This is a genomic window from Acidobacteriota bacterium, assembly GCA_026707545.1.
In the GTDB taxonomy this organism is placed as follows: Bacteria; Acidobacteriota; Thermoanaerobaculia; order Multivoradales; family Multivoraceae; genus Multivorans.
This window is the reverse complement of the sequence record JAPOWR010000002.1, coordinates 413,127-438,098: the sequence shown is the minus strand read 5'-3', so window position 1 is coordinate 438,098 and position 24,972 is coordinate 413,127. Positions and strand designations below refer to the sequence as shown.

Sequence of the window (24,972 nt, the reverse complement as noted above, 5' to 3'; positions counted from 1 at the left end):
CCGCGAGTATTGCCATGCGATGTTGCCGCCAGCAAGCGCTGGCCCTCCTACCACTTGCAGCGCTCGCCCTGGCCTGCGGCACCGGTCCTGAGCCGGCGCTCGAGCCGGCGGCCGAGGCACCGCGACGCGTCTTCCTGATCACGGTCGATACGCTGCGCGCCGATCACCTGGGCTGGCATGGCTATCCCCGGGACACGAGTCCGCGGCTCGACGAATGGGTCGAGCGGGGAGTCGTCTTCGAGCGGGCGATCGTCCAGTGGCCGAAGACCGGACCATCCTTCGCGTCGATGTTCACTAGCCTCTACCCGCACACGACCGGACTGATCAACACGGCCGCGCAGACGATCCCCGACGACTACGTCGCGTTGCCGGCCTGGTTCCAGGAACGCGGCTTCACGACGGCGGCCGTGATCTCCAACCCGGTGCTGAGCCGGGAACTCGGCTGGGGCCGCGGCTTCGACCGCTACGAGCAGACCTGGGTAGATCAGGCGACCCTGGACGCCGTCGACGAACTTCCGGTCGAGCAGCGACCGATGGCGTTCCGGCGTCACGTGTGGGCCGACCGCGTGAACGAACTCGCCCGGCCCCTGCTGGCCTCACTGGTATCCGAGGAGCGGCTGTTCGTCTGGCTGCACTACACCGACCCGCACGTCCCCTACCTGCTCCAGCCCGGAACCCGGAATCCGTTTCTGGACGATGAGCACTATGTCGGCGACGAAATCGTTGACTTGACGGGTGCGGAGGGACGCGCGCTCGGCGACCACCGGGAACTCCGCTACTACGTCGCCCAGTACGACGCGAATGTGTGGGTCACGGATCGCGCGATCGGCGCCATCCTGGACCAGATCGGGGAATTCGGCATGGAGGACGGGAGCCTGTTCGTGGTGACCGCCGATCACGGCGAGGAACTGAACGAGCACGGGGTGCCTTTCGAACACGGTCCCGTGCCCTACAACAGCAGCGTCCACGTGCCGCTGGTCCTCGTCGGCGAGCCCTGGGTCGACACGGGCGCACGCGTCGAGCAGCCGGTCGAGTTGATCGGCCTCTTCCCCACTCTGGTCGAGCTGCTGGGAGAACCGATGCCCGAGGGCTTCGAGGGCCGCAGCTGGGCACCTCTGCTGCGGGGACAGCTCCAGGCCGACGAAGCCGAGACCGGCGCCGATTCGGATCCGATCGCCTACGCCGATGCCGGGGCCTACCAGCGTCACCTGCGGAGCATCCAGGACGGCGAGTGGCAACTCGTCCTGCGTCCGCCGAACCGGGACCGTGAGAAGCCGACGATCGAGCTCTACCACCTGCCGTCCGACCCGCTGCAACTCAAGGACGTGGCCTCCGAGTTTCCGGATGTCATGGACCGGCTCGGTCGACGCCTGAGCAGATGGATCCGCGATTCGCCGCAGAACGTCACGCCGCACACCGAGGCCGCGCGCAAGGCGCTCGAGGCGATGGGCTACCTGGAGTGACCGAGGACGAGGCAGGGCCTCGGCCGTTCACGATCGAGCGCGTCAGCGTCATCATCCCCTGCCTGAACGCCGCCGAGACCCTGGACGCGCAGCTCGAAGCGCTCCGCCGGCAGACCTGGCGGGGCGAGATCGAGGTGCTGGTCGCGGACAACGGGTCGACCGACGGTTCGGTCGAACTCGCCGCGTCCTGGCGCGACCGGCTGCCCGGCCTGCGCGTCCTGCCCGCCGCCGAGCGCAAGGGGCCGGCGTACGCCAGGAACGTTGCGGCCGCGGCCGCAACCGGCGACGTGATCCTGTTCTGCGACGCGGACGACGAAGTGGCCGAGGGCTGGATCGACGGCCTCGTGCCCGAGCTGGAGCGCCACGAAGCCGCGGCTAGCCGCCACGAGATCGAGCGTCTGAACGGCGAACAGGCGCGACGGCTGCACGGCGATCCGGCGCAGCAGTACGGCCTGTGCAGCTACACGAACCCGCCCTTCCTCGATCACGCCGGGGGTTGCGGACTGGGCGTGCGGCGTCACGTCTTCGAAGAGCTCGGCGGTTTCGACGAGGACTACGTCGCGCTGGAGGACACCGATCTGTGCTGGCGCCTGCAACTCGCCGGCCACCGCCTCGTCTTCGCTCCCGGGGCGGTCGTCCACGTGCGGTTCCCGGCCACCCTCGCGGACGCCTTCCGCCAGGCGACGCGCTACGGGCGGTACAACGTCTACATCTACACGCGGTACGGGTCGCGCGGCATGCCGCGGCTCCGAGCGTTGCCGGGCCTGTTGCGACTCGGGTCGCTGCTGCTGCGGAGTCCGCAACTCCTGTCCAGATCGGCCCGGGGCAGGTGGATCTGGCTCGCCGGCTGGCGGCTGGGACGGCTCCGGGGCTGCCTGCGCTACCGTACGCTCGCGTTCTAGCGCCCTGACAGCGACCGGCCGCAACCTGAACCGGGGATCAAGCGCATCGTTGTGTATAGTGATACACAACTTGGCATCGGTCGTGGAACGAAACAGCGGGCGGCTCATCCGTATGCTCCAGCAGGACGGCTGGGTGCATGTGGCCACCAAGGGCAGCCACCGGCAGTTCAGCCACCCCACCAAGCCCGGACGAGTGACCGTGCCGCACCCGAAGAAGGACCTACCGCGCGGAACGGCCGCGTCCATCTACAGGCAGGCTGGCTGGAGAGCTTGAGCAGGAGGAAACAAATGCGCTACGTGTCCTTCATCCACCGGGACGGCGCCGGTTACGGCGTGAGCTTTCCCGACTTTCCCGGCTGCGTCTCCGTCGGCGACACGGTCGACGAGGCCGTGCGGCACGGTTGCGAAGCCCTCGCCTTTCACGTCGAGGGTCTCGTAGCGGACGGCGCCCGGATTCCGCCCCCAAGGTCGATCGACGCGATCAAGGCCGACGCGGAACTCGCCGACTGGCGTCAGGGGGCGGACTTCGTTCTGATTCCACTCTTGCTGGACCGCGGATCTTCGCGGCGGGTCAACATATCCCTCGACCGCGGTCTGCTCGAGGCGATCGACGACGAAGCCAGGGAGCGCCGGATGACCCGGTCGGCGTTCTTGGCCAGCGCGGCACGCCACGAGATCGAGGGGACGTGACCGAAGCGCCGCCGCACGTCGGCGCCGGGTCGTGACGGGCGCCGCCGAGCCCGAGGCGAAGCAGCGGCTGCTGCACTCGTCGGTCAGCGCCTACGGCTCGATGCTGCTGCGCCTGCTGCTCGCGTTCGCCGCACGCGCCATCCTGGCCCGGCTGATTCTCCCGGACGTTCACGGACTCTTCGACCTCGCGCTGCAATTCGTGGTGATGGCCTCCGCCATCCGCGACCTCGGCCTGACCCACCACCTCATGCGCGATCCGCGCGAGTCCTACGGCACAGTGCTCGCCTGGAGCCTGAGTGTAGGCGCCGCCATGTCCCTGGCCCTGGTCGCATTCGCCGGCGTCTTCTCCTACCTCAATCCGGACCTGCCGAATGTCCTGCGCGGTCTGGCCGTGTGGATCGTCATCGATGCCGCGATCATGGTCTACCGGACCTTCTTCGAACGGCGGCTCCGAATCCGCGAAATCGCCGGCTTCGAAATCCTGCGCAGCCTCGTGTACGGCCTGATCGCGGTCGGCCTGGCCCACCTCGGCGCCGGAGTCTGGTCTTTCGTGGCCGGCGAGTTGCTGGCATCGGCACTCTTCGCCGTTCTGCTGCTGTGGCGAGCGCGAGGCCGGGTCAAGCTAGACGTCGACTGGCAGCGACTCCGAGGCCTGCTCCGCGCCAGCCGCTACCTGTTCGTCGTCTGGGCCGCGGCCCAGGTCTTCAACCGCATCGACATCTACATCATCGAGATCTTCTCGACCACCACCTTCGTCGGCTACTACGGTCAGGCCTACTACTTCGCCTTCCTGGTCGCCCTGACCGTGACCCCAAGGCCGCTGTTGCCAGCCCTGGTCGAGTTCCGCGAGAAGGCTGCAGAGTTCGCGGAGACCCTGCGGCTCGGCACGCTGGTCTTCCTCGCCGGAATCGTCGTCTCGGCCTACTTCCTGTTCTTCAACGCCGAGAAGGCAGTCCAGGTGGTTCTCGGGCCCGGGTGGGACGACACGGTGCCGCTACTTCGCGTTCTCTGTCTGGTACCCCTGGTCGATGTCTTCACGACAACGGGCGGCGAAGCGCTGAAGGTGCAGAACCGGGACCGCCTGTGGGTGACCACGGTAGTGCTGAACATGCTGGCTCTCATCGGCTTCGGCTTCCTCTTCACCTACCTCTGGGGCCCCATTGGCATGGCCTGGGCGAACTTCCTGCGCATCGGCAGTTTGTTGATGTTCCTCAAGGTGCTCGGCATCTTCGCGGGCCGACGACGCCGGCTGGTCGCCAGTCTTGCCCAGGTCTACCTGCTGCCCCTGCCGTTCTTCATTGCCGTCGCGGTCTTGCTGCCGACAGGCAGTTGGGCCCGGCTGATCGCCAGCATCGCGGCGGCGGCACTCGCCGGCGGCCTCCTGACGCTTCGCTTCCTCCCCGATTACCGGCGGTTCTTCCGCACCGCCACGACCGGCGCCGAGACAGCGGGCGACGCGGACATCGGGACGACCTCGTGACGGATCGCCGGACGCTCCGACTCCTCGGCGCCTCGGCGGCAGCCCTGCCGCTGCTAACCCTCCTGTTCCTCCCGATCCGCACGATCGACGACGCCTTCATCACCTTCCGCTACGCCCACCACCTTGCCGACGGCAACGGCCTGGTGTTCAACCTCGGCGAGCGCGTGGAGGGGGTGACCAGCCTGTCGTGGACCCTGCTGCTGGCGTTCGTCGAAACGCTGCGTCTGCCGGTCGAGCCGGCGGCCTTCGTTCTCGGCGTGTCGTTCGCCCTGCTGGCATTGCGCGAGGCATACCTGCTGGGTCGCGGCCTCGGCGCCTCACCGGCAGCCTGTCTGGCTGCGGTAGCCCTGGTGGCGGTCCATGGCCGTTTCTGGCTGGTTGCCGGCAACGGTCTGGAGGGCGGCCTGTTCGCCTTCCTGGTTGTCCTCGTCGCGCGCAAGACCATCGAGGAAGCGGACACGCGGCTGGTCGGCGTCCTTCTGGGGCTGCTCTTCATGACCCGGCCGGAGAGCCTGGTCCTCCTGCCGATCGTTGCCGGCTATCAGTTGCTGGGCACGGCTGGATCCACCGGCAGAACGGAAGCGTGTACCCGGGCAGTCACCCTCTCGGTTGCGGCTCTCGCGGTCGTCGGGGCCGTCACGATCTGGCGGCTCAGCTACTACGGCGCCCTCCTGCCCAACTCGGTGGCCGCCAAGTCCGCCGTCTCGGCCGGAACCGAGACGCTGCTGGCGAATCTGGTGTCGGGCCTGTCCTACACCGTCCGCTTCGAGATCGCGCACGCGCCCCTGATCATCGGCGCCGCAATCGCACTGGTCCTGAGGCCTGCGAACCGGGCGCTGTGGTTCTGCTTGCTGGTCGTCGTGTCCGAGTTGCCTGCCGTGTTCGTGAACGGCGGCGACTGGATGCCCCACTACCGGCTGCTGACCGTGTTCGCACCGGTGCTGGCGGCTCCGCTGGCCCTCTGCCTCTCGAGTGCGTTCGACGACTGGGACAGGCCGGGCCCCGCCAGACGGCGCTCAGCCTGGGTGCTCGCCGTGCTGTCCATGAGCGCCGTCTTCATGCTCAGCCGCAGTCCCTGGCAGACCACGCCCGGCCCGCACTTTGCGTTCCATCCGATCACGAGCTGCTACCAGTTCATGGCGACCCGCCTGAAGCCCCACCTCGCGCCCAACGACATCGCCGCCGCCGAAGCGGTCGGGCTCTTCGGCTGGATCCTCGACGAAACGACAATCCACGATCCCCTCGGCCTGACCTCCGCCCACCACGCACGCCACGGCGAGTACCACCTAAACTGGGGCAAGACGGACTACGACCACCTCCATCAGGTCCGCCCCGCGGTCCTCGTGCTCCACGAGGGCTCGGTGGTGACCCCGGAGAAGATCGACCGTGGCACCGACGGCCGCTTCGCCCGCGACTACTCCGCCTGGTTCGTCAACCAGCAGCCGCCCTGCGCGCCGTACCGGCTCATCGTCTACGTCGACAACGATCGGCTGGAGCGGCTACGCCCGGCGCTGGCCGGCCTCGTCGTCGAGCCGCTGCCGACCAGCTAGCGCGGCAGAGGGTCCGGAACCGGGCGCTTCGCGCCGGATGCCGGCGGGAACGCCGGCGTACCCAGTCTCTGCCGAGCTAGCCGGCCGGCAACCGCCGGCGCAACCAGATCGAGCCGAAGTGAGTGTCGTAGTCCTCGTAGTCGACCGGGCGGTAGCCGGGAATCGTCTGTTCCAGAAAGGGCTCGTCGAAGTGACGAATCATCGGCGCGGAGAGCACCACCTCGAACTCCCGGTTGAAGCTCAGAAACGCCTGCAGAACCATCGCCTCCGTGCGGTAGAGCGGCCACTTGGCCCGGAAGACGTACTGCTCGGCCGGGTAAGGCGTGTTGTAAGGGAAGTGGATGTCGTGGACATGGACCACGACGCCGGGCCGCAGCCGCGGCAGCACCTCGAGGAAGAGGAACGCCACGTCACCGCCGAGCTTCAGCACATGAGTCGAGTCGATGAACAGCACGTCGCCGGCATCCAGAGCCTCGAAGAGCCCGAGGTCCGTGGCCTCGACCTTTGAGACGACGGCGTTCACGACCGGCTCCTCCAGCTCGTTCAGCCGCCCGGTCGGGAACGGATCGACGCAGGTCATCTCGCAGACACGGCCGTCACGCCCGTTCGCCGCCGCGGCCAGCCACGCGTAGTAGGTCGACAGGCCGGAACCGATCTCGACGTACTTCGCCGGCCGCAGGTCTCGCACCATGAGGTAGGTCGTCAGCGCGTCGATCACCGGGAAACCGGGGCCGTACCCCAGTGTCCTGATCTCACCGTGCGGCGGCAACGCGTCGAACTCGCCGCCATGCACGTCGATCAACGCCGACAGCAGCGCTTTCATCGCGTGCAGGTCGTAGTCGACTCCGACCAACTCGCTCGGCCGGTCCCACGACTCCCGGGACTCCGCAACCTCCGAGAGCACCGGCAACGGCGAGTAGAAGTCGGCCGTTCTCGCCACGTTCCAGCCCAGTCTGCGCAACGCGGCGAACAGGCCCGCGTGGAAGCGGCGGTAGATCGTTCTCAGCGCCTTGACCATCGAATGCAGACGATAGCCCGTTCGCAGACTCGCCAGCCGCCGTCCAGAAGCGTCACCGGTATGGCCGGCATGCGGCCGCTTTCGCGAACCGCCGCGAAAGACACCAAAAGATCGCTCGGTTGGACCACTTTCTCACCAAAGAATCGCGCAATCTCTCGATAGTCTCCTCATTCGGTGACCTAGAAAGTGTCATGTGCCCCATGAATCGCAGTGAGACTCCTCGCCGAGGCGTCTGGTGATCGGCCCCGCAGGAGTTCTCAGGGAGCGTTCGACAACAGCGCCGGCCCGGAACCTCAGCCAGACGATCGAGGCCGCCGTGCGCAACCTCCTGAGCAGTCGCAAGAAGGACGGCCATTGGCGCTTTGAGCTCGAGGGCGACACGATCCTTGAATCGGAATACGTGCTGCTGCTCTACTTCCTCGGCCGCGGCGACGATCCGAGAATCACCGCCTGCTGCCGGCGCCTGCGCAGCCAGCAGATGCCGACCGGCGGCTGGACGACGCACCCGGGCGGACGAGTCGATCCAAGCGTGTCCGTCAAGGCCTACCTGTGCCTGAAGCTCGTCGGCGACGACCCGCGTTCGCCGCACATGGCCGCGGCGCGCCGCGCGATCCGCGGCGCCGGAGGCCTGCCGGCCTGCAACTCGTACACGAAGTTGTACTTGTCGATCTTCGGGCTGTGGCGCTGGCGGCGGGCCCCGGCGGTACCCCCGGAGATGATCCTCCTGCCGCAGTGGTTCTTCTTCAACATCTACGACATGTCTTCGTGGACGCGGTCGATGGTCGTTCCGCTGTCCGTGATCTGGGCCCACCGGCCGAGCGTGCCGCTCGACATCACGCTGGATGAGCTCGACACGGAGTTCATCCCGGCTCGTGCGCGGCCGCCGCTGATCGAGCGTCTCTGGGCGCAGACGTTCACCGCGCTCAGCGCGCTGATCAAGCTGGTCGAGTGGGTCGGTCCTGTTCCCTGGTGGCGGCGGCGTGCCTTGGCTAAGGCCGAACGGTGGTTTACGGAGCGCATCGAAGGCGGCGACGGCCTGGGCGCGATCTTCGGGGCGATGGTCAACGCCGTCATCGCTTTGAGGTGCCTGGGATACGACGTGAGCCACCCCCTGGTTCAAGCTCAACTGCGGGAACTCGAACGGTTCGAGATCGAGGAGGCCGGGGAGATCCGCCTCCAGCCGTGCCTTTCGCCGGTCTGGGATACCACGCTGACGGTGAACGCGTTGCTCGATGCTGGCGTGGACGACGGGAAAGTCCCGATTCAGGAAGCACTGGTGTGGCTGCTGGACCGGCAGGTCTCGGTTGCGGGCGATTGGCGCCAGGGGAGCCTCCAGAAGGCGCCCGGCGGTTGGTGCTTCGAGTACCGGAACGACTACTACCCCGACTGCGACGACACGGCGGAAGCGCTGCAGGCGTTGGCCCGGGTCCGGGGTGCCGGGGCGCTGGAAGCGCGCCGGCAAGCGGCACTGGCCCGGGGGCTGTCCTGGCTTCTTGGCATGCAGAACCCGGACGGCGGCTGGGCTGCGTTCGACCGGCGCTGCGACAAGGAAGTCCTCACCTTCATTCCCTTCGCCGATCACAACGCGATGATCGATCCCAGCACGCCGGATATCACTTCCCGGGGGATCCGCGCCCTGCTTGCCGCGGGGCTCGATCCGGGGGAGGCGCCAGTCAGGCAGGCCGCCGAGTACCTGCTGCGGGAGCAGGATGAGGACGGAAGCTGGCCCGGACGCTGGGGGGCGAATCACATCTACGGGACCGGGCTTTCGCTCCGGGCCCTGGGTGAGCTCGCCTCCGCGGCGACACGCGACCGCTCCGACGCCCTGGCTCGGGCGTTGAGGCGTGGCCGGAGTTGGCTCGTCCGGGTCCAGAACGGAGACGGCGGGTGGGGCGAGTCGCTCCGTTCCTACGACGATCCGACCGCCAGGGGGTGCGGAGACAGCACCGCGTCCCAGACGGCCTGGGCGATGCTTGGCCTGAGCGCGACCGTCGAAGCGCGGCCGGAACCGCGCGAAGCCGGTGCGGCTCGCGCGGCGCTGGACCGTGCCGCCGCCTTCCTTCAGGAGCGTCAGCGGGAGGACGGTTCCTGGTACGACCGTTGGTGGACGGGTGTCGGTTTTCCGGGAGTCTTCTATCTCCGATACCACGGCTACGCCCAGTACTTTCCGCTCGCGGCGCTCGCTGCGTATCGCCGGTTTCGATCAGGGAGTCGGGGATGACCATCAGGTTCGCCGAGGAGATTCTCCTGCTCATCCTCGACGAAGAGCACGGTGATCTGCCGGAGTCCTACTCGGAGCATCTTCTGGACATCGTCGTTGCCGGCGCCGTGTTGATGGATCTGGCGCTGGAGGGACGGATCGACACGGACCTCGAGAAACTCGTCCTGGTGGACTCGACGCCTCTTGAGGACGAGCTTCTCGATCCGACCCTGGCGGATGTAGCGACCGGCCCGGGCGATCGCAACGCGGACTACTGGATCGCGCGCACCGCGGAGCGGGGCAAGGAGATCCGTGAACGTGCGCTTTCCCGCCTGGTCGAGAACGGAATCCTGGAAACCGATGCCGGCGGCATGTTCTTTTCGTCCGCCGTCTCCCGTTCCAGGCGCTATCCGACCCGCGACGGGCGCCAGATGGAGGAAGTGCGCCTGCGAATCATGCGGGTGCTGTTCAGCGACGAGATTCCCGATCCACGCGATGTCGTGCTCATCTGCCTGAGCGACGCCAGCGGCGTACTGCGTCGCCTGCTCACGCCGCAGGAGAGGATCCGGCTGCGGGAACGGATCGAGCAGATCCGGAAGCTCGACCTGATCGGCCGGTTCCTGCTCCCGGCGATTCGCCAGAACCAGCTCGCCGCCCCGACGCCGCCGGCAGCCCGGCCGCCGAGCGAGATTCCCGAAGTGAAGGGCCTCCCGTTCCTCGGCAGCACGCTCAGCATGACCGGAGACCTGAGCGTCTTCTTCGCCCGGCAGTACAGGGAACTGGGCCCCGTCTTTCGCGTGCGTGCCCTGAACCGGCGCCTCCTCGTTCTCGCCGGTCCGGAAGCCGTTCAGTTTCTCCAACGCCAGGGCAAGGCCCACTTGCGAACCGGCAACGAGTGGCTGCGCTTCAGTTGGGAGATGGGGGCCTCCAAGACGATCATCGCCCAAGAGGGCCCTCCACACGTCCGCATGCGCAAGACGATGGCCCCGGGCCTTTCGCCCCAGTGCCTCCACGAGCGCATGCCGGACTTCATGCGCATCACCCGAACGGAAATCGCCGGCTGGCTCCAGGGCGGTCCCGTTACGGCCCGCTCCGCGCTTCAGCGCATGATCACTCGCCAAGCCGGCGCACTGCTGGCCAACCTCGACATGGTCGACGGCTCCGACGACCTGGACCGCCTTCTAGGGACGATCCTGGACGTGGAGGTGGCGCGACGACGTCCAAGGTGGTGGCTGAAGCTCCCGCAGGTGTCTCGTGCTCGAAAGTCCTATCGGGCGCTCTTCGAGGAGATCATGGCTGTGCACGAGCGACGCAAACCGTCTGGCGGCCCATCGAACGTCGTGGACGATCTGCTCGATCTTCATCGAAGAGACCCTCGGCTGCTCCCCGAAGAGGACCTGCCGGGCGTCGTCGGGTCCATCCTCATCGCGGCGCTTCACACGGCGGCGTACACAGTGGTCTTCGCCCTCTACGAGGCGCTGAAGCGCCCGCGGTTCCTGAACGCGATGAGGGCCGAAGCGGACGCCCTGTTCGACAGCGGAACCGCAGCCGCGCCTCCACTGTCACGACTTGACGTCACGAACCGCTTCGCGATGGAGACCATGCGGGTGTACTCGATCACGCCCGCGGTGCTGCGTCGTGTAACGAACTCGTTCGTGTTTGCCGGCCACACGATTCCGGCCGGCGCGGACATCGTGATCGCCTACGGGGCAGCGCACCATCTGCCGGAGCACTTCCCCGATCCGCAGCGTTTCGACATCGACCGGTACACGCCGGAGCGGGCGGAGCATCGGGCAGCCGGCGTGTACGTTCCGTTCAGCGCGGGAGCTCACAGTTGCCTGGGAAAGGGCCTCGCTCAGATTCAAGTCGCCTTGACCCTGGCGACGATCTTCCATGAGGCCGACCTGGAGATGAGGCCCCCGGGCTACAGGCTGAAGGTCTCCTACGGTCTGTCGCCCAGGCCGGCCGATTCCTTCAGGTTCGTCGCGCGGCGCAGAAGAGAAAGAGACACCGCCCTCACCGCCTGAGGAGGAGACTCCAGTGTCCGGCAAAGACAAGGTCCTCCCGCACTCGAGCACGATGGCCCCTCCGGGCACATGGCTGCGCCTCCTCTGGGAGAACGGCGGCGCCCCGCCGGCCTACTGGGGCAAGGTGGCGCGGATCCTCATCCCGACGACGCTCGCTGCACCTCTCCGGATCGTGGAACGACTGCGCTGGGGCGGAGCGGTCGCCCGCGTGGAGATCGACAAACCGCCCGTCTTCGTACTCGGCGTTGCCCGCAGCGGCACGACCCATCTGCTCAATCTGATGTCGCAGGATCCCCAGTACGCTTGGATCTCGACCTTTCACGCCGCCGTGCCAACCTTCTTCCTCACGGGTCGCGGCCGGCTGAAGCGCCTTATGGACGGACTCGCGCCAGCAACCCGGCCGATGGACAACGTGAAGGTGTCCATGGACATGCCGGTGGAGGAGGATCTGGCCGTCGCCAATGCGAGTCCTTACTCTTCCCTCCATGCGCTCTCGTTCCCCCAGAGAGCAGAGTGGTACTTCAACAGGTACTGCTTCATGCGAGGCCTTTCCGCCAGGGACGTGAAGCGATGGGAGCGCGTCTACATGGAGGTGTTGCGCAAGGCGACACTGGATGCCGGCGGCCGGCGGCTGGTGCTCAAGAGTCCGGCCAATACCGGCCGGATACCTCATCTGTTGCGGCTCTTCCCGGACGCGCGGTTCATCCACATCGTTCGCAATCCGTACGTGGTCTACGAATCCCTGGCGCACATGTTCCGTTCGGTCATACCGATGCACCAGCTTCATTCGATCACCGAGAAAGCCCTGGACGATCTTGCTCTCTTCCTTCTCCGGGAAACGCTACAGCAGTACCTGAAGGACCGTGCATCCATCCCGAAGGGACAGCTTGCGGAGCTGCGTTTCGAAGATCTCGAGCGGAATGCGCTGTCGGAGCTCGAGGCCGTCTACGCAACGCTGGACCTGCCGGGCTGGGAGGCGGCGCGGGTCGGGATCGAGAGCTACCTGGGTGGAATTGCCGGCTATCAAAAGAACCGGTACGCCATCGATGCGTCCACGATTCAGCGCGTCCAGCGAGAGTGCCGGTTCGCACTGGACACATGGGAGTACCTGCCGCCCGACGGTCCGTCGGCCGCGGTGTCCTGGGCGTCACGGTGAGTTGTCGCGGTGCTCGTGCCTGCGCTCTACGCGATCCTGGACGATCTTCGCCCCTCTACCGGCGCTGTAGTCGCAAGCCGACGACAATCGTGCGGCCCGGCGTGACGAACCCGGGGACCTCGAAGTAGTCCTCATCCAGGAGGTTCTCGATCCGTACGAACGGTCTGAGCCACGACAGGCTGTAGCTCAGGTGGAGGTCGACCTTGGTGTAGTCGTCCATGACCGCCCCGTCCGAATCGGTCCGGTCGGAAACGAAGGCGACCATGGCGGCCGCCGTGAAGCGGTCCGTCGGCTGTAACTGCGCGACTGCCGTCGTGCGGTTCTTCGGCCGCCTGGCCAGCGGATTGCCCGTGGCCTTGTCTTCCGTCCGGTTCCAGGTGTGCGAAAGCTCGATGCTCGTCGAAACGTTCGGGCGGTAGCGCAGACTGAACTCCGCGCCGCTCGAACTCGCCCGGGCAACGTTGCCGAAGGTGAAGCTCGTCAGGTCGAACTCGATCAGTTGATCGAAGTCGATGTCGAACCAGGTCAGATCGAGCGTCGCGCCCGAATCGCCCAGCCGCTGCTGCACGCCGATGTCGACCCCCTCCGTGGTCTCGGGCAACAGGTTCGGATCGCCCGAGAAGGGAAAGTAGAGCTCGTTGAAGTTGGGCGCCCGGAACGCCGTGCCGTAGCTGCCGTGGAGGCGGCCGCGGCCGTCGCTCCAGCCTCCCGAAACGGTGACCCGATGGCTCGTCTCGGACCCGAACGTCGAGTGCTCGTCGCCACGCAGCGCGGCGGTCACGTGAACATCGTCCGTGATCGACCACTGGTCCTGCACGAACCACGAGTCCAGGTCGGCCTCCTCGTCAAACGTGCCGACGCTCGCCCCCCGCCGGTTCTCCGTCCCGAGACCCAGATTCAGCACGTTGTTCGTGCCCAGCGCGATGTCGGACTGCAGGTCGATTTGCCGGATCTCGGAACGGATCTCGTAGTTGTTCCAGATCGTGTCCGGGTCGGTCCCGAGCAGGGTCGCATCGGTCCGGCCGATGCGCACGGTCTGTCGCCAGAACGAACCCAGGCCCTTCTCCACCGTCAGAGAGATCGTGTCCTCGTCCTGGGCGGCCATCGCGTTCAGATCCTCGAGGCCGAATCCGTCCACCGCGGTGTCGCCGCGGTAGGAACGAGCCCGCAGGTCGATCCGGCCGTCACCCGCGAAAGCGGCGCCGAGGCGGGTGCTCAAGGTCTGGTTCTCGTACGGATCGTCTTCGACCGCACCGCCCTCGATCGCGCGGTGGGACACGCCGTCGGTGCTCAGGTCGACCGCTGAAACGCTGACGTCCCAACGGTCGGTCGCGCCCAGGAGGCCCAGCTCGAACCGACGATGATCGTGGGTCCCGGTCTCACCGGTCCCGCTCAGCCGCCATCCCTTCATGCCGCGGCCGGTCGTGATGCTGACGACCCCCGTCATCGCCTCCGAACCGTATGTCGCCTGCGGGCCGCGAAGCACCTCGATGCGCTCGATGTTGGCCGCCAGCAGGTGCGCGAAGTCGACCGTACCGCCGGTAACCGAGTTGACACGCACGCCGTCGACGAGGACCAGGGCCTGCGCCCCGGAGCCGCCGCGCATCCGGACCGTGGCGATCTTGCCTGGGCCGCCGGCGTGAGTCACTTCCGTGCCGGGAACCGTGCGCAGCAGATCGAGCACGGCCACTGGATTGCGCCGCTCGATCTCGTCGGCCTCGATCACGGTGACCGCGCTGCCGACCTCCGACGCTGGCACCTCGTAGCGGTTGGCGCTGACGACGATCTCCTCCGCGACGGTCGGTGGCTCGGCTTCGGCTTCTTCGTCCTGGCGGCCGGCTAACGGCGCCACCAGCAGGACGACCGCCGCGGCGTATAGCCACGGCAGGTGCGGGCGGCGTCGCGCGCCGCCCCAGGGACGTCGTACATCGAGACTTCTCTTGTCGTTCATTCGGGCCTTCCTCCCCCTTCGGGATTGCCGCTCGACGCCGCCCTTCCTGAGGCCGGCGGAGCGTTGTGTGCCTCGGCAGACAGCCAGGTCTCCTGGCTTACCTTCGTCCTACTGGCCGGCCCTTCCCATCCCGCCAGGCGGGACAGTGGTTAACGCCGGCTTTCGTCCGGATCACAGTCGCGGGGCGGTGGGAGAGTCTCACTCCCTTCCCTTGAACTGCCTGCGTTCGATGTGTGCTCAGACTCTTGCTTCGGTGATCCTCGTCACGTTGAAGAACCGGGCTGCGAAAGGGCACCCTAGCAGCCCGCGATGCGGCCTACAATCACGCGATGCGGAACGCGACGGGTGAGCAACTCTCCCTGCTCATGGACGAGCCCGACGCCGCGTTCCGCGTCCACACCTCGCACCGCCTCGAGACGCTGGCAGAGTGGCTCGCCGACGAGATGCGGCGGAGTCCCGCCAAGCCACTCGAGCCGGAACGGATCGTCGTGCCGGACGCCCTGCTCGGCCAGTGGCTGCGGCTGCAACTCGCTACTCGCCTAGGCGTGGCCGCGCACCTGCGCGTCGAGCAACCGGCGCGGTTCGCCTGGACCGCGATGCGCGAAGTGGTCGCCGAGCTGACCGGAGAGTCGGTGTACGGGCCGCCTCATCTCCGCTGGCGGATCTTCGACCATCTCGCGGGCTGGACGGCCCACGACGAGATCGCGCGCTACCTCGAGGACGGCGACGACCGCAAGCGGTTCGAGCTCGCCGACCAGCTCGCCGTCGCCTACGACCGTTGCCGCGTCTACCGGCCGGAGGCCATTCGGGAGTGGCAGCAAGGCAAGGGAGACGGCTGGCATGCCCGGCTGTGGCGGGAACTCGCGCCGGCCGCGCCAGGCGCCGAACACTGGGTCGACGCCATCGATCGCTACCGAGGCCGGCTGGAGGGGCGGCCGCGGCCGGCTGGGTCGAGAAAGCGCGTCAGCTTCTTCCACGCCGCCTCGCTGTCGCCCACCTACGTCGAGGTGCTCCGCCTCGCCGCGCGGGTGATGGACATCCACCTCTACCTGCTCAGCCCGAGCCGCGACTTCTGGAGAAGGCCGCCGGGCGCGGAGGACGGCGAGCGATCCAACGAACTGCTCGATGCCTGGGGCCGTTCGGCACGCGAACTCCGCGACCTGCTCGGGGCCCAACCGGACGCGTTCGCCGTCGTCGATCACCCCCGCGCCAGCGACCTGCCGGGCCGCGCGACCTGCCTGGCCGCGGTTCAGCAGGGCATTCTCGACATCGATCCGAAGGCGGCGCCGGCGCAACCCGAACAGAACGAACGGGACGACTCGATCCAGATCCACGTCTGCCACTCCCCGACCCGCGAAGTCGAGGTGCTGCACGACCGTCTGCTCGGCCTGTTCGCCGCCTGCTCCGACATCCAGCCGGCTGACGTGCTGGTGCTGACCCCCGACCTCGAAACGTATGCGCCCTTGGTCGAGGCGGTGTTCGGCTCGGCCGGCCGCATCGGCTTCAACATCGGCCGACGACGGCTCAAGGAGGGCGCCGCCCTGACCGCCTTTCTCGACCTCCTGGAGCTGCCCGGCTCCCGCTACACCGCAAGCGCCATGCTGGCGCCGCTGCTCGCGGAACCGGTGCGCGCGCGCTTCGGCATCACGGACACCGGCCTGGCGACGATCCGGGGCGCCCTCGCCATGGCCAGGATCCGCTGGGGAAGAGACGGCGAACACCGCACCGAACTCGGCGTGCCGGCTTCCCCGAACCACAACTGGCGCCGCGGTCTGGACCGGCTCCTGCTCGGCTACGCGATGCAGGAGGGCGACAGGAGGCTCGTCGGAGGCATCGCGCCCAGCGCTCTCGACCACTGGGGCCAGCACGCCGGCGCGAGCGACTACGAACTGCTCGGCCGCTTCCACCGCTACTGCGAACTCGCCGTCGCGCTGAATGGCTGGACCGGGGCCGAGCAGGACGCCGCCGCGTGGGCCGACCGCCTGCGAACCGACGTCCTCGACGAGTTCTTCGTGACCGACTTCCGCGCCGGGATCGAAGCGGCACGCGAGGTGAACACCGTGGCCCGGTTGATCGACGAGTTCGCCGCCGAGTGCGAACAGGCCGGCAACACGGGACCCATCCCGTTCCCCGTGCTGCGCGACGTGCTGAGCGACAGGGCCGAACAGGCCGTCCGCTCGGCGCCGAGGCTGGCCGACGGCGTCGCGGTCGCGGAGCTCGCGTCCGGCCAGGTCTTCCCCGCCAAGGTGATCTGCGCCGTCGGCATGAACGACGGTGCCTTCCCGCGACGTCCGCCGCCCCCGCAGTTCGACTTCCAGGCCGAGCTCTTCGAGGGCGAAGAGCGGCGGCCCGGCGACCGCGATCGCCGCAACGAGGACCGGTTCGCCTTCCTCGAAGCCCTGCTCGCGGCCCGCGGGTGCTTCGTGCTGACCTACACCGGCCGGGACCTCCAGGAGGACAGGCCGATCCCGCCTTCCTCCGTCGTGAGCGAACTGGAGGAGCACCTGGAACAGTCCTTCCCGCACCTCCAGCGCGACGGCGATGGCTGGGCCGTGAAGCATCCGTTGCAACCGTTCAGCCCCAAGTACTTCGAACAACAGGAGACCGCGCTGTTCAGCTACTCGGAGTCGATGCTGAAGGCGGCCGAGGCGCTTCGCACACGCGGCGGCGGGCCCGACCGCTTCGCCGGAGAACTCCCCGCGGAACTTCGGGACGAGCCGGTGGAACTCGAACTGGAGGATCTCGTCCGCTTCGCCGCCAGCCCCTCGTACGACTTTCTCCGGCAACGGCTGGACATGATCCTCGACGTTCGCGAAGAGGACGTGGCGTCCGACGAGCCGCTCGACCTGAACAACCTGGAGGCGTGGCAACTGAAGAGCGATCTGGCACGAATCGGCGAGCAGAGCGACGACCTGAGGATCAAGCTGGCCGCGGCCCGCGGCCTGCTGCCGCCCCGGAACCTCGGCTTCGTCCAGCACCGGCAGTCCGCCGCCCAGCTCGCCGAGCTGATGAAGGAACTCCAGTCCTTCCAGCGGCACCAGGAAGCGCCGCTCCACCGGGTCGAGATCGGGTTCGGGAACGTCCGTCTGGTCGGAGCGGTGGAACAGTTCGACGAGGGATCGAACGAGCTGCTCTTCTGGCGCATCGGGCGCCTTCGCCCAAAGGACCGCATCGGGGTCTGGCTGCGGCTCCTGGCGCTCATTGCCAGCCGTCAGGAGCGGGCGACGGCTCATCTCGTCGGCGGCAACAAGGACCAGGTCGAACGCGTCCGGCTCAACGGACCCGAGCCCGTTAGCGCCAGGTCGCTGCTGGGCGAGTGGGTCGAGGTCTTGCGCGATAGCCACCACAGGCCGTTGCCGTTCTTCGCCGAAACGTCGTGGGCGTGGACGAAGAGGCGGGCCTGGAACGCCAATGTCGAGCATGCATGGTCGGAGTGGCCGTGGAGCGAAGGCAACGACGCCCGGCATCGCCTGATCTTCGGCGACGACCCGGCGGACGACGAGTTCGAGCGCCTCGCCGAGCAGTTGCTCCGTCCGTTGCGGGAGGCCACCGCGTGACCGCGCAGACCGGGCGCGGCGACGCCTTCAGCCGGCCGCTCGACGCCGACCTTCTGATCCAGGCAAGCGCCGGTACCGGGAAGACGTATGCGCTGACCACCCTGGTCGCCCGCCTGATCGTCGAGGAGGGCACCCGTATCGACCGGCTCCTGATCGTGACCTTCACGATCTCCGCCGCCGGCGAACTGCGAACGCGCGTGCGGCGGCTCCTCCAGGCGGCTCGACGAGCGGTCTCGGGCGCCGAGGTGGACGCCGCCTCCCAGGCCGGCAAACTGCGACGGCACTGGTCGCAGTGCGGGATCCGCGACGCGGACGCGCTGGAACACCTCACCCGTGCCGTTCGAGACCTCGACCGGGCCAACATCACGACGATCCACGGCTTCTGCCAGCGGACCCTCGCCGAGTTCGCGCTGCATGCTGGCACCCCCTTCTCGTTCGACGTCAGCGGAGACGACGCTCTGGCCGTCGGGGACGCCACGCGCGACTTCTGGCGCCGCCGGATGGTCGACGCACCCATCCCGTTGCTCGAGTACGCGAAGTCGAAGAAGTTCGTCCAGAACGAGGACACGACGACCTGGGTCGACGGCCATCACGCCAAGGCCCAGGACATTCGGGGTGTCTGCTCGCCGGAGGAGTTGCCTGACGCCCTGGAGTCCAGGCGGAGTGCGTGGCTGGAAGCGGTCCGCGCCGCCCAACACGCATGGTCCGACCCCGCGCAGCGGCAGGCGTTTCTGGAGATTGCCGATCCGTCTCGATGGACCGCGCGGAAGAAGACGCCCGTACGCGTACGCGCAAGGACGGTCAGGGAGGCGTTCGATGCCGGCGTCCCGGAGGAACTCGCCCCGGACTGCGCCGGCGCCTTCGGCGCCACGGCGCTCAGAGACGGTCTGCTCAAGCGGGGAAAGCCACCGCCGCCGTCCGACCCTCTCTTCGACTGCTTCGACCGCGTCGGCGAGGCGGGAAAGGAGTACGGTGACCTCTGGCTCGCAAGCCAGCGCCGCAGCCTCCTGGAGGACGCCGGCCGGTCCCTGGAGCACACCACCCAGGTCGACCGCAGCCTGAGCTTCGACGCCCTGCTCGTCGAACTGCACCGCGCGCTCGTCGGACCCCGGGGAACGGAACTCGCCGGTCGAATCCGGTCCCGGTACCCCGTCGCCCTGATCGACGAGTTCCAGGACACGGACCGCCTGCAGGCACGGATCTTCGAGACGATCTACCCAAGCGGCGCCGGCGGCCGGCTCTTCGTCGTCGGCGACCCGAAGCAGTCGATCTACCGCTTCCGAGGCGCGGACGTCTTCGCCTACCTGGAGGCCCGGAAACGCCTCGGCGCGTCAGGCGAACCGCTGAACCTGGAACACAACTACCGCTCGACGCCCGAGCTCATCCGCGCCATCAACGGGCTCTTCGCGCGGCCGCAGCCGTTCGTCCTCTCCGACTTCTCGTTCTCGGCGGCGGCGCCGCCCGACCGGGAGCGCGTGGAACTCGTCGTCCAGGACGAGGAGGACGACGGGACCCCGTTCCAGCTCGTCCTGATCCCCGGGACGGGAGGCCGAGGCCGAACCAAGCCGGCGCTGACGACCCTCGCCGCGGAACTCGCCGCCCGCGACATCGCGCGGCTGATCGCCCTGGGGAAGCATGGCCGGGCGACACTGGAGGGCGGCGAACGGCCCAAGCCCCTGGCCGCCCGCGACATCGCCGTGCTCGTCCGCAAGGGCGACCAGGGCAAGGAGGTCGCGGCCGCGCTGCGCCGGCTCGGGATCGACAGCGTCGAGATGGGCACGGACAACATCTTCCAATCCGAGGAGGCGGGCAGCCTCCATCGCCTCCTCCACGCCCTCTGCCTGGACGAATCGGAATACAACGCGACGCAACTGCTCCGCGGGGCGCTGGCCGCCGACCTGTTCGGCCTCGACATGCAGTCGCTCGCCGCGCTGCGCGACGACGATGACGCATGGAGCGAGTGGCGGAGTCTGGCGCGCGAGTGGGCCCAAAACTGGCAGGAGCACGGCATCGCCACGATGATGCGGCGAATCCTGTTCGCCGGCGACCGCACCGACTGCTCGGCGAACCTGCTTGCCTATCCGAACGGTCCGCGGCGGTTGACGAACTATCTGCACCTCACCGACCTGCTCCACGAAGCGGAGGTCCGGCGGCGGCCTTCGCGCCAGGGTCTCCTCGACTGGTTCAGGCAGGCCAGGGGGGACGCGCAGAACGCCGACGAGACCGCCCAGCTTCGCCTCGAAAGCGACGAGAACCTGGTCAAGATCGTCACCGCCCACCGGGCCAAGGGCCTCGAGTTCCCGGTCGTCTTCTACCCGTTCGCCTGGGACGGCCGCGCGCAGGCGACAGGCGGGCGGCGGCAGCCGACGGCCGAGTACTACGACGCCGAGCGCCAGACGCCGGTGCTCGATCTCGACCCGTCGGACGACGCCTACGACCGCGAACACATCGAAGAGCACGCCGACGAGCTGCGACTGCTCTACGTGGCGCTGACCCGGGCCGAGCACCGCTGCGTGGTGACCTGGTCACCCGACGGTGGGGCCGAACACGCGCCGCTGGCCTGGCTCCTCCACGGCCGCGAAGGCGGCGACGACGCCAGCGCCGCCCAGGATCTGAAGGACAACGCCGCCCGGGTGAGGGGGCTCGCCGCGGGCGAGTGGCACGCGGAGGTCGAGGCCTTCGCGAACCGGGTAGCCGGTGCCGTCTCGGTGCGGATGATCGACGAGGCGCCGGACGACGAGGCCGAGCCCGCGACCGGAGACGAACCAGCAGAATCCATGAAGGCCCGCAAACTGGAGCGCCCGCTCGAACGGATCCGGCAGCGGACCAGCTACTCCGCCCTCTCGGCCGGCGGCGGCGTCTTCGCGCGAGACCGCGACGACGTCGATCTCCCCGAGGAAGAGGAGGAGGCGGCCGTCGAGGAGACGGCGTCCGCCCGCGTGTCCGAGCCGGAAGAAGAGGGGCCGACCGTCTTCACCTTCCCCGCCGGAGGCCGTTCCGGCCGGTGCCTGCACCACATCTTCGAACGGCATCTGGACGACGCGGACGCCGGGAGCCTGGAGCGGACGTGCGAGACGGCGCTCATCCGCTACGGATTCCAGGACAAGTGGCTGCCGGTCGTTCGGACCCTGGTCGAGAACGGCCTCGAAACGCCCCTTGTGCCCCCCGGCGAGGCCGGCGCCGTCTTCCGGCTCTCCGACCTCAAGCAGCCGATCGCCGAGCTGGAGTTCCACCTGCCGCTCCGCAAGCTCCAGCGCGCGGCACTCGCGCACTGCCTCGAAGAGCACGGCTACGAGCACCGGCTTGCCGCGGGCGATGACGAGATCGAGGGCTTCCTGCACGGCTTCATCGATCTGGTGGCCCGGCACGACGGCCGCTGGTACGTCATCGACTACAAGTCGAACTGGCTCGGTCCGGACCTCGCCTCGTACTCGGAGGCGGCGATCGCGCAGTCGATGCGCCTCCACGGCTACCACCTCCAGTACCTGCTGTACCTGACCGCCCTGCACCGCCTGCTGGCGCTGCGACTCCCCGACTACGACTACGACCGCCACGTCGGCGGCGCCTTCTACCTGTTCCTGCGCGGCATGAGGCCGAACGCACCCGGCAGCGGCGTCTTCCACGACCGTCCGTCCCGCGCCTGCATCGAAACGATCGACTCCTGCTTCGGCGAAGCGCCATGACCAGCCACGCCCGGATCGATGCGCTGACCGAAGCGGGCGTTCTCGCCGACATCGACCGCTACTTCGCCCGGTTGACGATGGACCTCGGCGCCGGCGAGGACGTGGCGCTGGTAGCCGCGACGACGAGCGCGCTTCACCGGAACGGCCACGCCTGCCTCGCTCTCGGAAACGCCGGCAAACCCGTCCCCGCCCTCGTGGAACGACCCGATTCGGGCCGCACCGGGAACACGCTGGGGCCCGAACTGCAGAGGGTCGCACTACCCGGAAGGGCCGCCCTCCTCGAAGCACTGACCCAAAGCCCCGTCGTGGCCGCCGATGGCGACGCGGCGAACGACCGACCGCTCATCCTGGACCGTGACCGCCTCTACCTGCACCGCCTGTTCCACGCCGAACGCGAGCTGGCGGCGCACCTGCTCGCCCTGGCGGTGAACCGGGATCACCCTACTCCGGCCGAATCCACGATCGCCCGGGTCTTCGACCACGGGGAGGACCGAACCCCCGAAGCGGTCGCCGCCCTTCGCATCGCCCTGGAGCGGCGCCTGTGCATCGTCACCGGCGGCCCCGGCACCGGCAAGACGACGCTCGCGGCCAAGCTGATCGCCGCGCTGGTCGACGCCGGCCTGGCCCACCCACGCCGGATCGGTCTCGCGGCGCCGACCGGCAAGGCCGCATCGCGCATCCAGGAATCGGTCCGCGGGAAGCTGAGCCGGCGCCTCCTGGACCGGATACCCGGGCTCCGCGAGTTCCCGGCCGAGGCGTGGACCATTCACCGCCTGCTGGCGAGCCGGACCAGCCGGATGGACCGCCTCGACGGCCTGGTCGTCGACGAGTGCTCGATGGCCGACCTGCAGTTGATGGTCCGCCTGGCGGCCGCGCTGCCGGGACATTGCCGTCTGATCCTCCTCGGCGATGCGGACCAGTTGGCTTCGGTGGAACCGGGTTCCGTCTTCAGCGATCTGTGCAAGGCGGGCGACCGGGGCTCACTGGAGCGCTGCGTGACCACCCTGACGAAGAACTACCGCTTCGACAAGCGCTCCGGCATCGGCCGGCTCGCCCGGGCCGTGGTCGGGGGCGACGCCGACGGCGCGCTCACCGTCCTCCGGGGCGGCGGCGACGCCAGGATCCGACTCGATCCACTGGAGGACGAGGCCGCCTTCGACGAGTTTGCCCGAAGGAGCGCAGGGAAGTGGGCCGACCACATGGCGACGCTCGCGAAGAACCCCATGAGCACCGATCCGTTCCCGGCCGAGCGGGTCCTGTGCAGCCACCGGCGAGGCCCCTTCGGCACCGACCGCTTCAACCGCCTAGTCGAGCGCCGCCTGGCCGAAGCGGGGCGCCGGACCGAGCACGACGAGTTCTACGTCGGACGACCGATCATCGTCAGCCGCAATGATCGGCAGACCAACCTCTCGAACGGCGACACCGGCGTCGTGGTTGCCGGCGACTCGGGACATCCCCGCGTCTGGTTCCCGGACCTGGACCACGACGGCGAGCGCTACCTGGTCTCACCGGCACGCCTGCCGCAGCACGAGAGCTTCTTCGCGTTGACGGTCCACCGCGCCCAGGGCTCGGAGTACGACGAGCTCGTGTTCATTCCGGGAGACGCCGCGTCGCGCGTCAACACGAGGGAGCTCTTCTATACGGCGGTAACCAGAGCGCGGAACACCGTGACGGTGCTGGCCGGAGAAGAGGCCGTCCGCGCGGCCGTCATGCGGACGACCTCCCGCGCCACCGGCCTCCTCGACCGGCTCCGCTAACGACGAACCCCGCCGCGGCCGAGGCCGGGGCGGGGTTGTCGATTTCACGAAGCGACTGCGACGCGAGCTACTCGCCGCCGCTGACCGTGCCTTCGCCGGCGTCGCTATCCGCTCCCTGACGCTGCTGCCTGCGGTACCGGCGGAAGATCTCGCCCTGCTCCTCTTCGCTGAGCGAGTCCCAGTCGACTCCGAAACGCTCCTTGATGGTCTTCCTGAACTGCTCGCGGTTGAACCGCTGCTGACTCAGGAAGCCGGTGTTGGAGGGGTTGTAGCCGGGCTCGGCGTCGGCGTAGGAGACGAAGCCGAACATCATCTCGGCCGTGGTCGGGCCGCCGTAGACGACGGTCGCGGTCGGATCGGGATTCGACGGGTTGTCCGCCGAGTTGTCCCACGACATCGTCAGCTCGATCTCGGTCCCCGCCGGGATCTTCTTGCCGCCGGCCGGGTACTTGTAGTGGGTCTGCCAGTTGAAGTCGTACCGGGGCACGTCAAGCAGAACCTCTTCGGTGCCGTCCGGGTACTTCGCCAGGTAGTGGGCCGACTTGCCGCGCAGGTGCATGTGCGGCGTGTAGCCGAGCAGCAGCGCGTCGCGCTCGAACTTCGTCGTCGTCGTGGCAACGTAGTTCGCGTCGCCGGGCGGGATCTCGAAGTCGAACTTGCCCATCGACTTGCTCTGCATCACGTGATCCGGCTTGTAGTCCTTGGGATAGAAGCGGAGCGCCACCGAGGAACGGTCCCAGGTGCCGGTGCCCTGCCCCGGCTCCTTGTGGTAGTGCATGTTCCAGCGGATCGTGGTGCCCGGCTTGACCAGCGTGCCGAAGCCATCGTGGTGAACCGTCGGGTCGTTGCCTGGGGCGATGCCGCCGAATGGACGCGCGATGATGTGGTGCACCACCGGGCCGCCCGGACGGAACTCGACCGCCTTGATCCAGCGCGGCTCGGGCAGCATCTCCTCCGTGATCACGGTCTCGAAGTTGACGTACTGGTCGCGGACGTCATCCTCGACGAAGAAGTCCTGGCCCATGTCCATGACCAGGTCGGGCTCGCCGATCGTCCAGCCGTCGCTGCGTTCCCAAACCTTGGCAGGCGGCGAATCGGCCGCGTTGCCCATCGGCGCCCCGCCCTTGGCCCAGGCGATCAGGGTGGCCCTCTGCTCCTCGGTCAGCGAGCGCTCGTTCTCGAACACCCCGTGGTGCTGCGGGGCGGCATGCCACGGCGGCATCAGACCGGATTCGACCTGGCGGGCGATCGAACGCGCCCAGGGCCGTGTCTCCTGGTAGCTGGTGAACGCCATCGGCGCCACCATGCCGCCCAGGTTCGCGCCGTTCGGGCGGTGACAGACCTGGCACTCCTGCTCCAGGATCGACTGCACGTCGCCGTAGTAGGTCGGCGTGGCTGTCGGAGCGTCGTTGTTGTTGTTCGCCGCCGCGAGCGGAGCGGCGAGCGCGAGGATCATCAGCAAAGCGAGCGCCTGCTTCATGGATCGGATCTCCTCGGGTCGGGTTCGGTTGGGTACTAGTTGCAACACCGTACCATAG

General features: G+C 68.2%; 15 protein-coding genes and 1 riboswitch. Of the genes, 12 read left to right on the top strand and 3 right to left on the bottom strand.

Annotation, left to right across the window (positions count from 1 at the left end; genetic code table 11):
• Positions 1–14 precede the first annotated feature (14 nt).
• The 6 genes from OXG83_14105 to OXG83_14080 all read left to right on the top strand — a co-directional run bounded on the left by OXG83_14105 (position 15) and on the right by OXG83_14080 (position 6,085).
• Positions 15–1,463: a sulfatase gene (locus tag OXG83_14105; GenBank protein MCY3966164.1), complete on the top strand. Its 1,449-nt coding sequence runs from the start codon at positions 15–17 to the stop codon at positions 1,461–1,463.
• Positions 1,460–2,365: a glycosyltransferase gene (locus OXG83_14100; protein MCY3966163.1), complete on the top strand. Its 906-nt coding sequence runs from the start codon at positions 1,460–1,462 to the stop codon at positions 2,363–2,365. The genes OXG83_14105 and OXG83_14100 overlap by 4 nt, the downstream gene beginning before the upstream one ends.
• A gap of 112 nt (positions 2,366–2,477) precedes the next feature.
• Positions 2,478–2,639 carry a type II toxin-antitoxin system HicA family toxin gene (locus OXG83_14095; GenBank protein ID MCY3966162.1) on the top strand — a complete coding sequence of 54 codons (162 nt, stop codon included), beginning with the start codon at positions 2,478–2,480 and terminating at the stop codon, positions 2,637–2,639.
• Positions 2,640–2,653: 14 nt separating this feature from the next.
• Positions 2,654–3,055 (top strand): type II toxin-antitoxin system HicB family antitoxin, encoded by a 402-nt coding sequence (locus OXG83_14090; protein MCY3966161.1) that lies wholly within the window; start codon positions 2,654–2,656, stop codon positions 3,053–3,055.
• 31 nt (positions 3,056–3,086) lie between these two features.
• The gene (locus tag OXG83_14085) at positions 3,087–4,535 is read left to right on the top strand and encodes an oligosaccharide flippase family protein (GenBank protein ID MCY3966160.1); all 1,449 of its coding nucleotides are present in this window, start codon (positions 3,087–3,089) and stop codon (positions 4,533–4,535) included.
• Positions 4,532–6,085 (top strand): hypothetical protein, encoded by a 1,554-nt coding sequence (locus OXG83_14080; GenBank protein ID MCY3966159.1) that lies wholly within the window; start codon positions 4,532–4,534, stop codon positions 6,083–6,085. The genes OXG83_14085 and OXG83_14080 overlap by 4 nt, the downstream gene beginning before the upstream one ends.
• A 76-nt stretch (positions 6,086–6,161) precedes the next feature.
• Here OXG83_14080 and OXG83_14075 read toward each other — a convergent pair whose 3' ends face one another.
• Positions 6,162–7,103, bottom strand: a complete 942-nt coding sequence (locus tag OXG83_14075; GenBank protein MCY3966158.1) for a class I SAM-dependent methyltransferase — start codon at positions 7,101–7,103, stop codon at positions 6,162–6,164.
• A gap of 235 nt (positions 7,104–7,338) precedes the next feature.
• Here OXG83_14075 and shc point away from each other — a divergent pair, with 235 nt between their 5' ends.
• Genes shc through OXG83_14060 form a run of 3 tightly spaced genes read left to right on the top strand, consistent with a single transcriptional unit; the run spans position 7,339 to position 12,486 of the window.
• Complete coding sequence (gene shc, locus OXG83_14070) at positions 7,339–9,324, top strand: squalene--hopene cyclase (GenBank protein MCY3966157.1); 1,986 nt, start codon at positions 7,339–7,341, stop codon at positions 9,322–9,324.
• The gene (locus OXG83_14065; protein MCY3966156.1) at positions 9,321–11,330 is read left to right on the top strand and encodes a cytochrome P450; all 2,010 of its coding nucleotides are present in this window, start codon (positions 9,321–9,323) and stop codon (positions 11,328–11,330) included. Before shc ends, OXG83_14065 begins: the two co-directional genes overlap by 4 nt.
• A gap of 13 nt (positions 11,331–11,343) precedes the next feature.
• Positions 11,344–12,486, top strand: a complete 1,143-nt coding sequence (locus OXG83_14060) for a sulfotransferase (GenBank protein ID MCY3966155.1) — start codon at positions 11,344–11,346, stop codon at positions 12,484–12,486.
• A 55-nt stretch (positions 12,487–12,541) separates the two neighbouring features.
• On the opposite strand, the gene OXG83_14055 is transcribed toward OXG83_14060, so the two are convergent.
• A complete protein-coding gene (locus OXG83_14055; GenBank protein ID MCY3966154.1) occupies positions 12,542–14,437 on the bottom strand; it encodes a TonB-dependent receptor in 1,896 nt (631 codons plus the stop codon).
• A 64-nt stretch (positions 14,438–14,501) separates the two neighbouring features.
• A riboswitch (cobalamin riboswitch) is annotated at positions 14,502–14,672 on the bottom strand.
• A 94-nt stretch (positions 14,673–14,766) separates the two neighbouring features.
• Between OXG83_14055 and recC the strand changes: the two genes are divergently transcribed.
• Genes recC through recD form a run of 3 tightly spaced genes read left to right on the top strand, consistent with a single transcriptional unit; the run spans position 14,767 to position 23,434 of the window.
• Positions 14,767–17,994 (top strand): exodeoxyribonuclease V subunit gamma, encoded by a 3,228-nt coding sequence (gene recC / locus OXG83_14050; protein ID MCY3966153.1) that lies wholly within the window; start codon positions 14,767–14,769, stop codon positions 17,992–17,994.
• On the top strand, positions 17,991–21,677 hold the full coding sequence (gene recB, locus OXG83_14045; GenBank protein ID MCY3966152.1) for an exodeoxyribonuclease V subunit beta: 3,687 nt from the start codon (positions 17,991–17,993) through the stop codon (positions 21,675–21,677). Before recC ends, recB begins: the two co-directional genes overlap by 4 nt.
• Entirely contained in the window at positions 21,674–23,434 is a 1,761-nt protein-coding gene (gene recD / locus OXG83_14040; GenBank protein ID MCY3966151.1) for an exodeoxyribonuclease V subunit alpha, read from the top strand. Before recB ends, recD begins: the two co-directional genes overlap by 4 nt.
• A 67-nt stretch (positions 23,435–23,501) precedes the next feature.
• On the opposite strand, the gene OXG83_14035 is transcribed toward recD, so the two are convergent.
• Positions 23,502–24,914 (bottom strand): hypothetical protein, encoded by a 1,413-nt coding sequence (locus OXG83_14035; GenBank protein ID MCY3966150.1) that lies wholly within the window; start codon positions 24,912–24,914, stop codon positions 23,502–23,504.
• Positions 24,915–24,972: the final 58 nt, after the last annotated feature.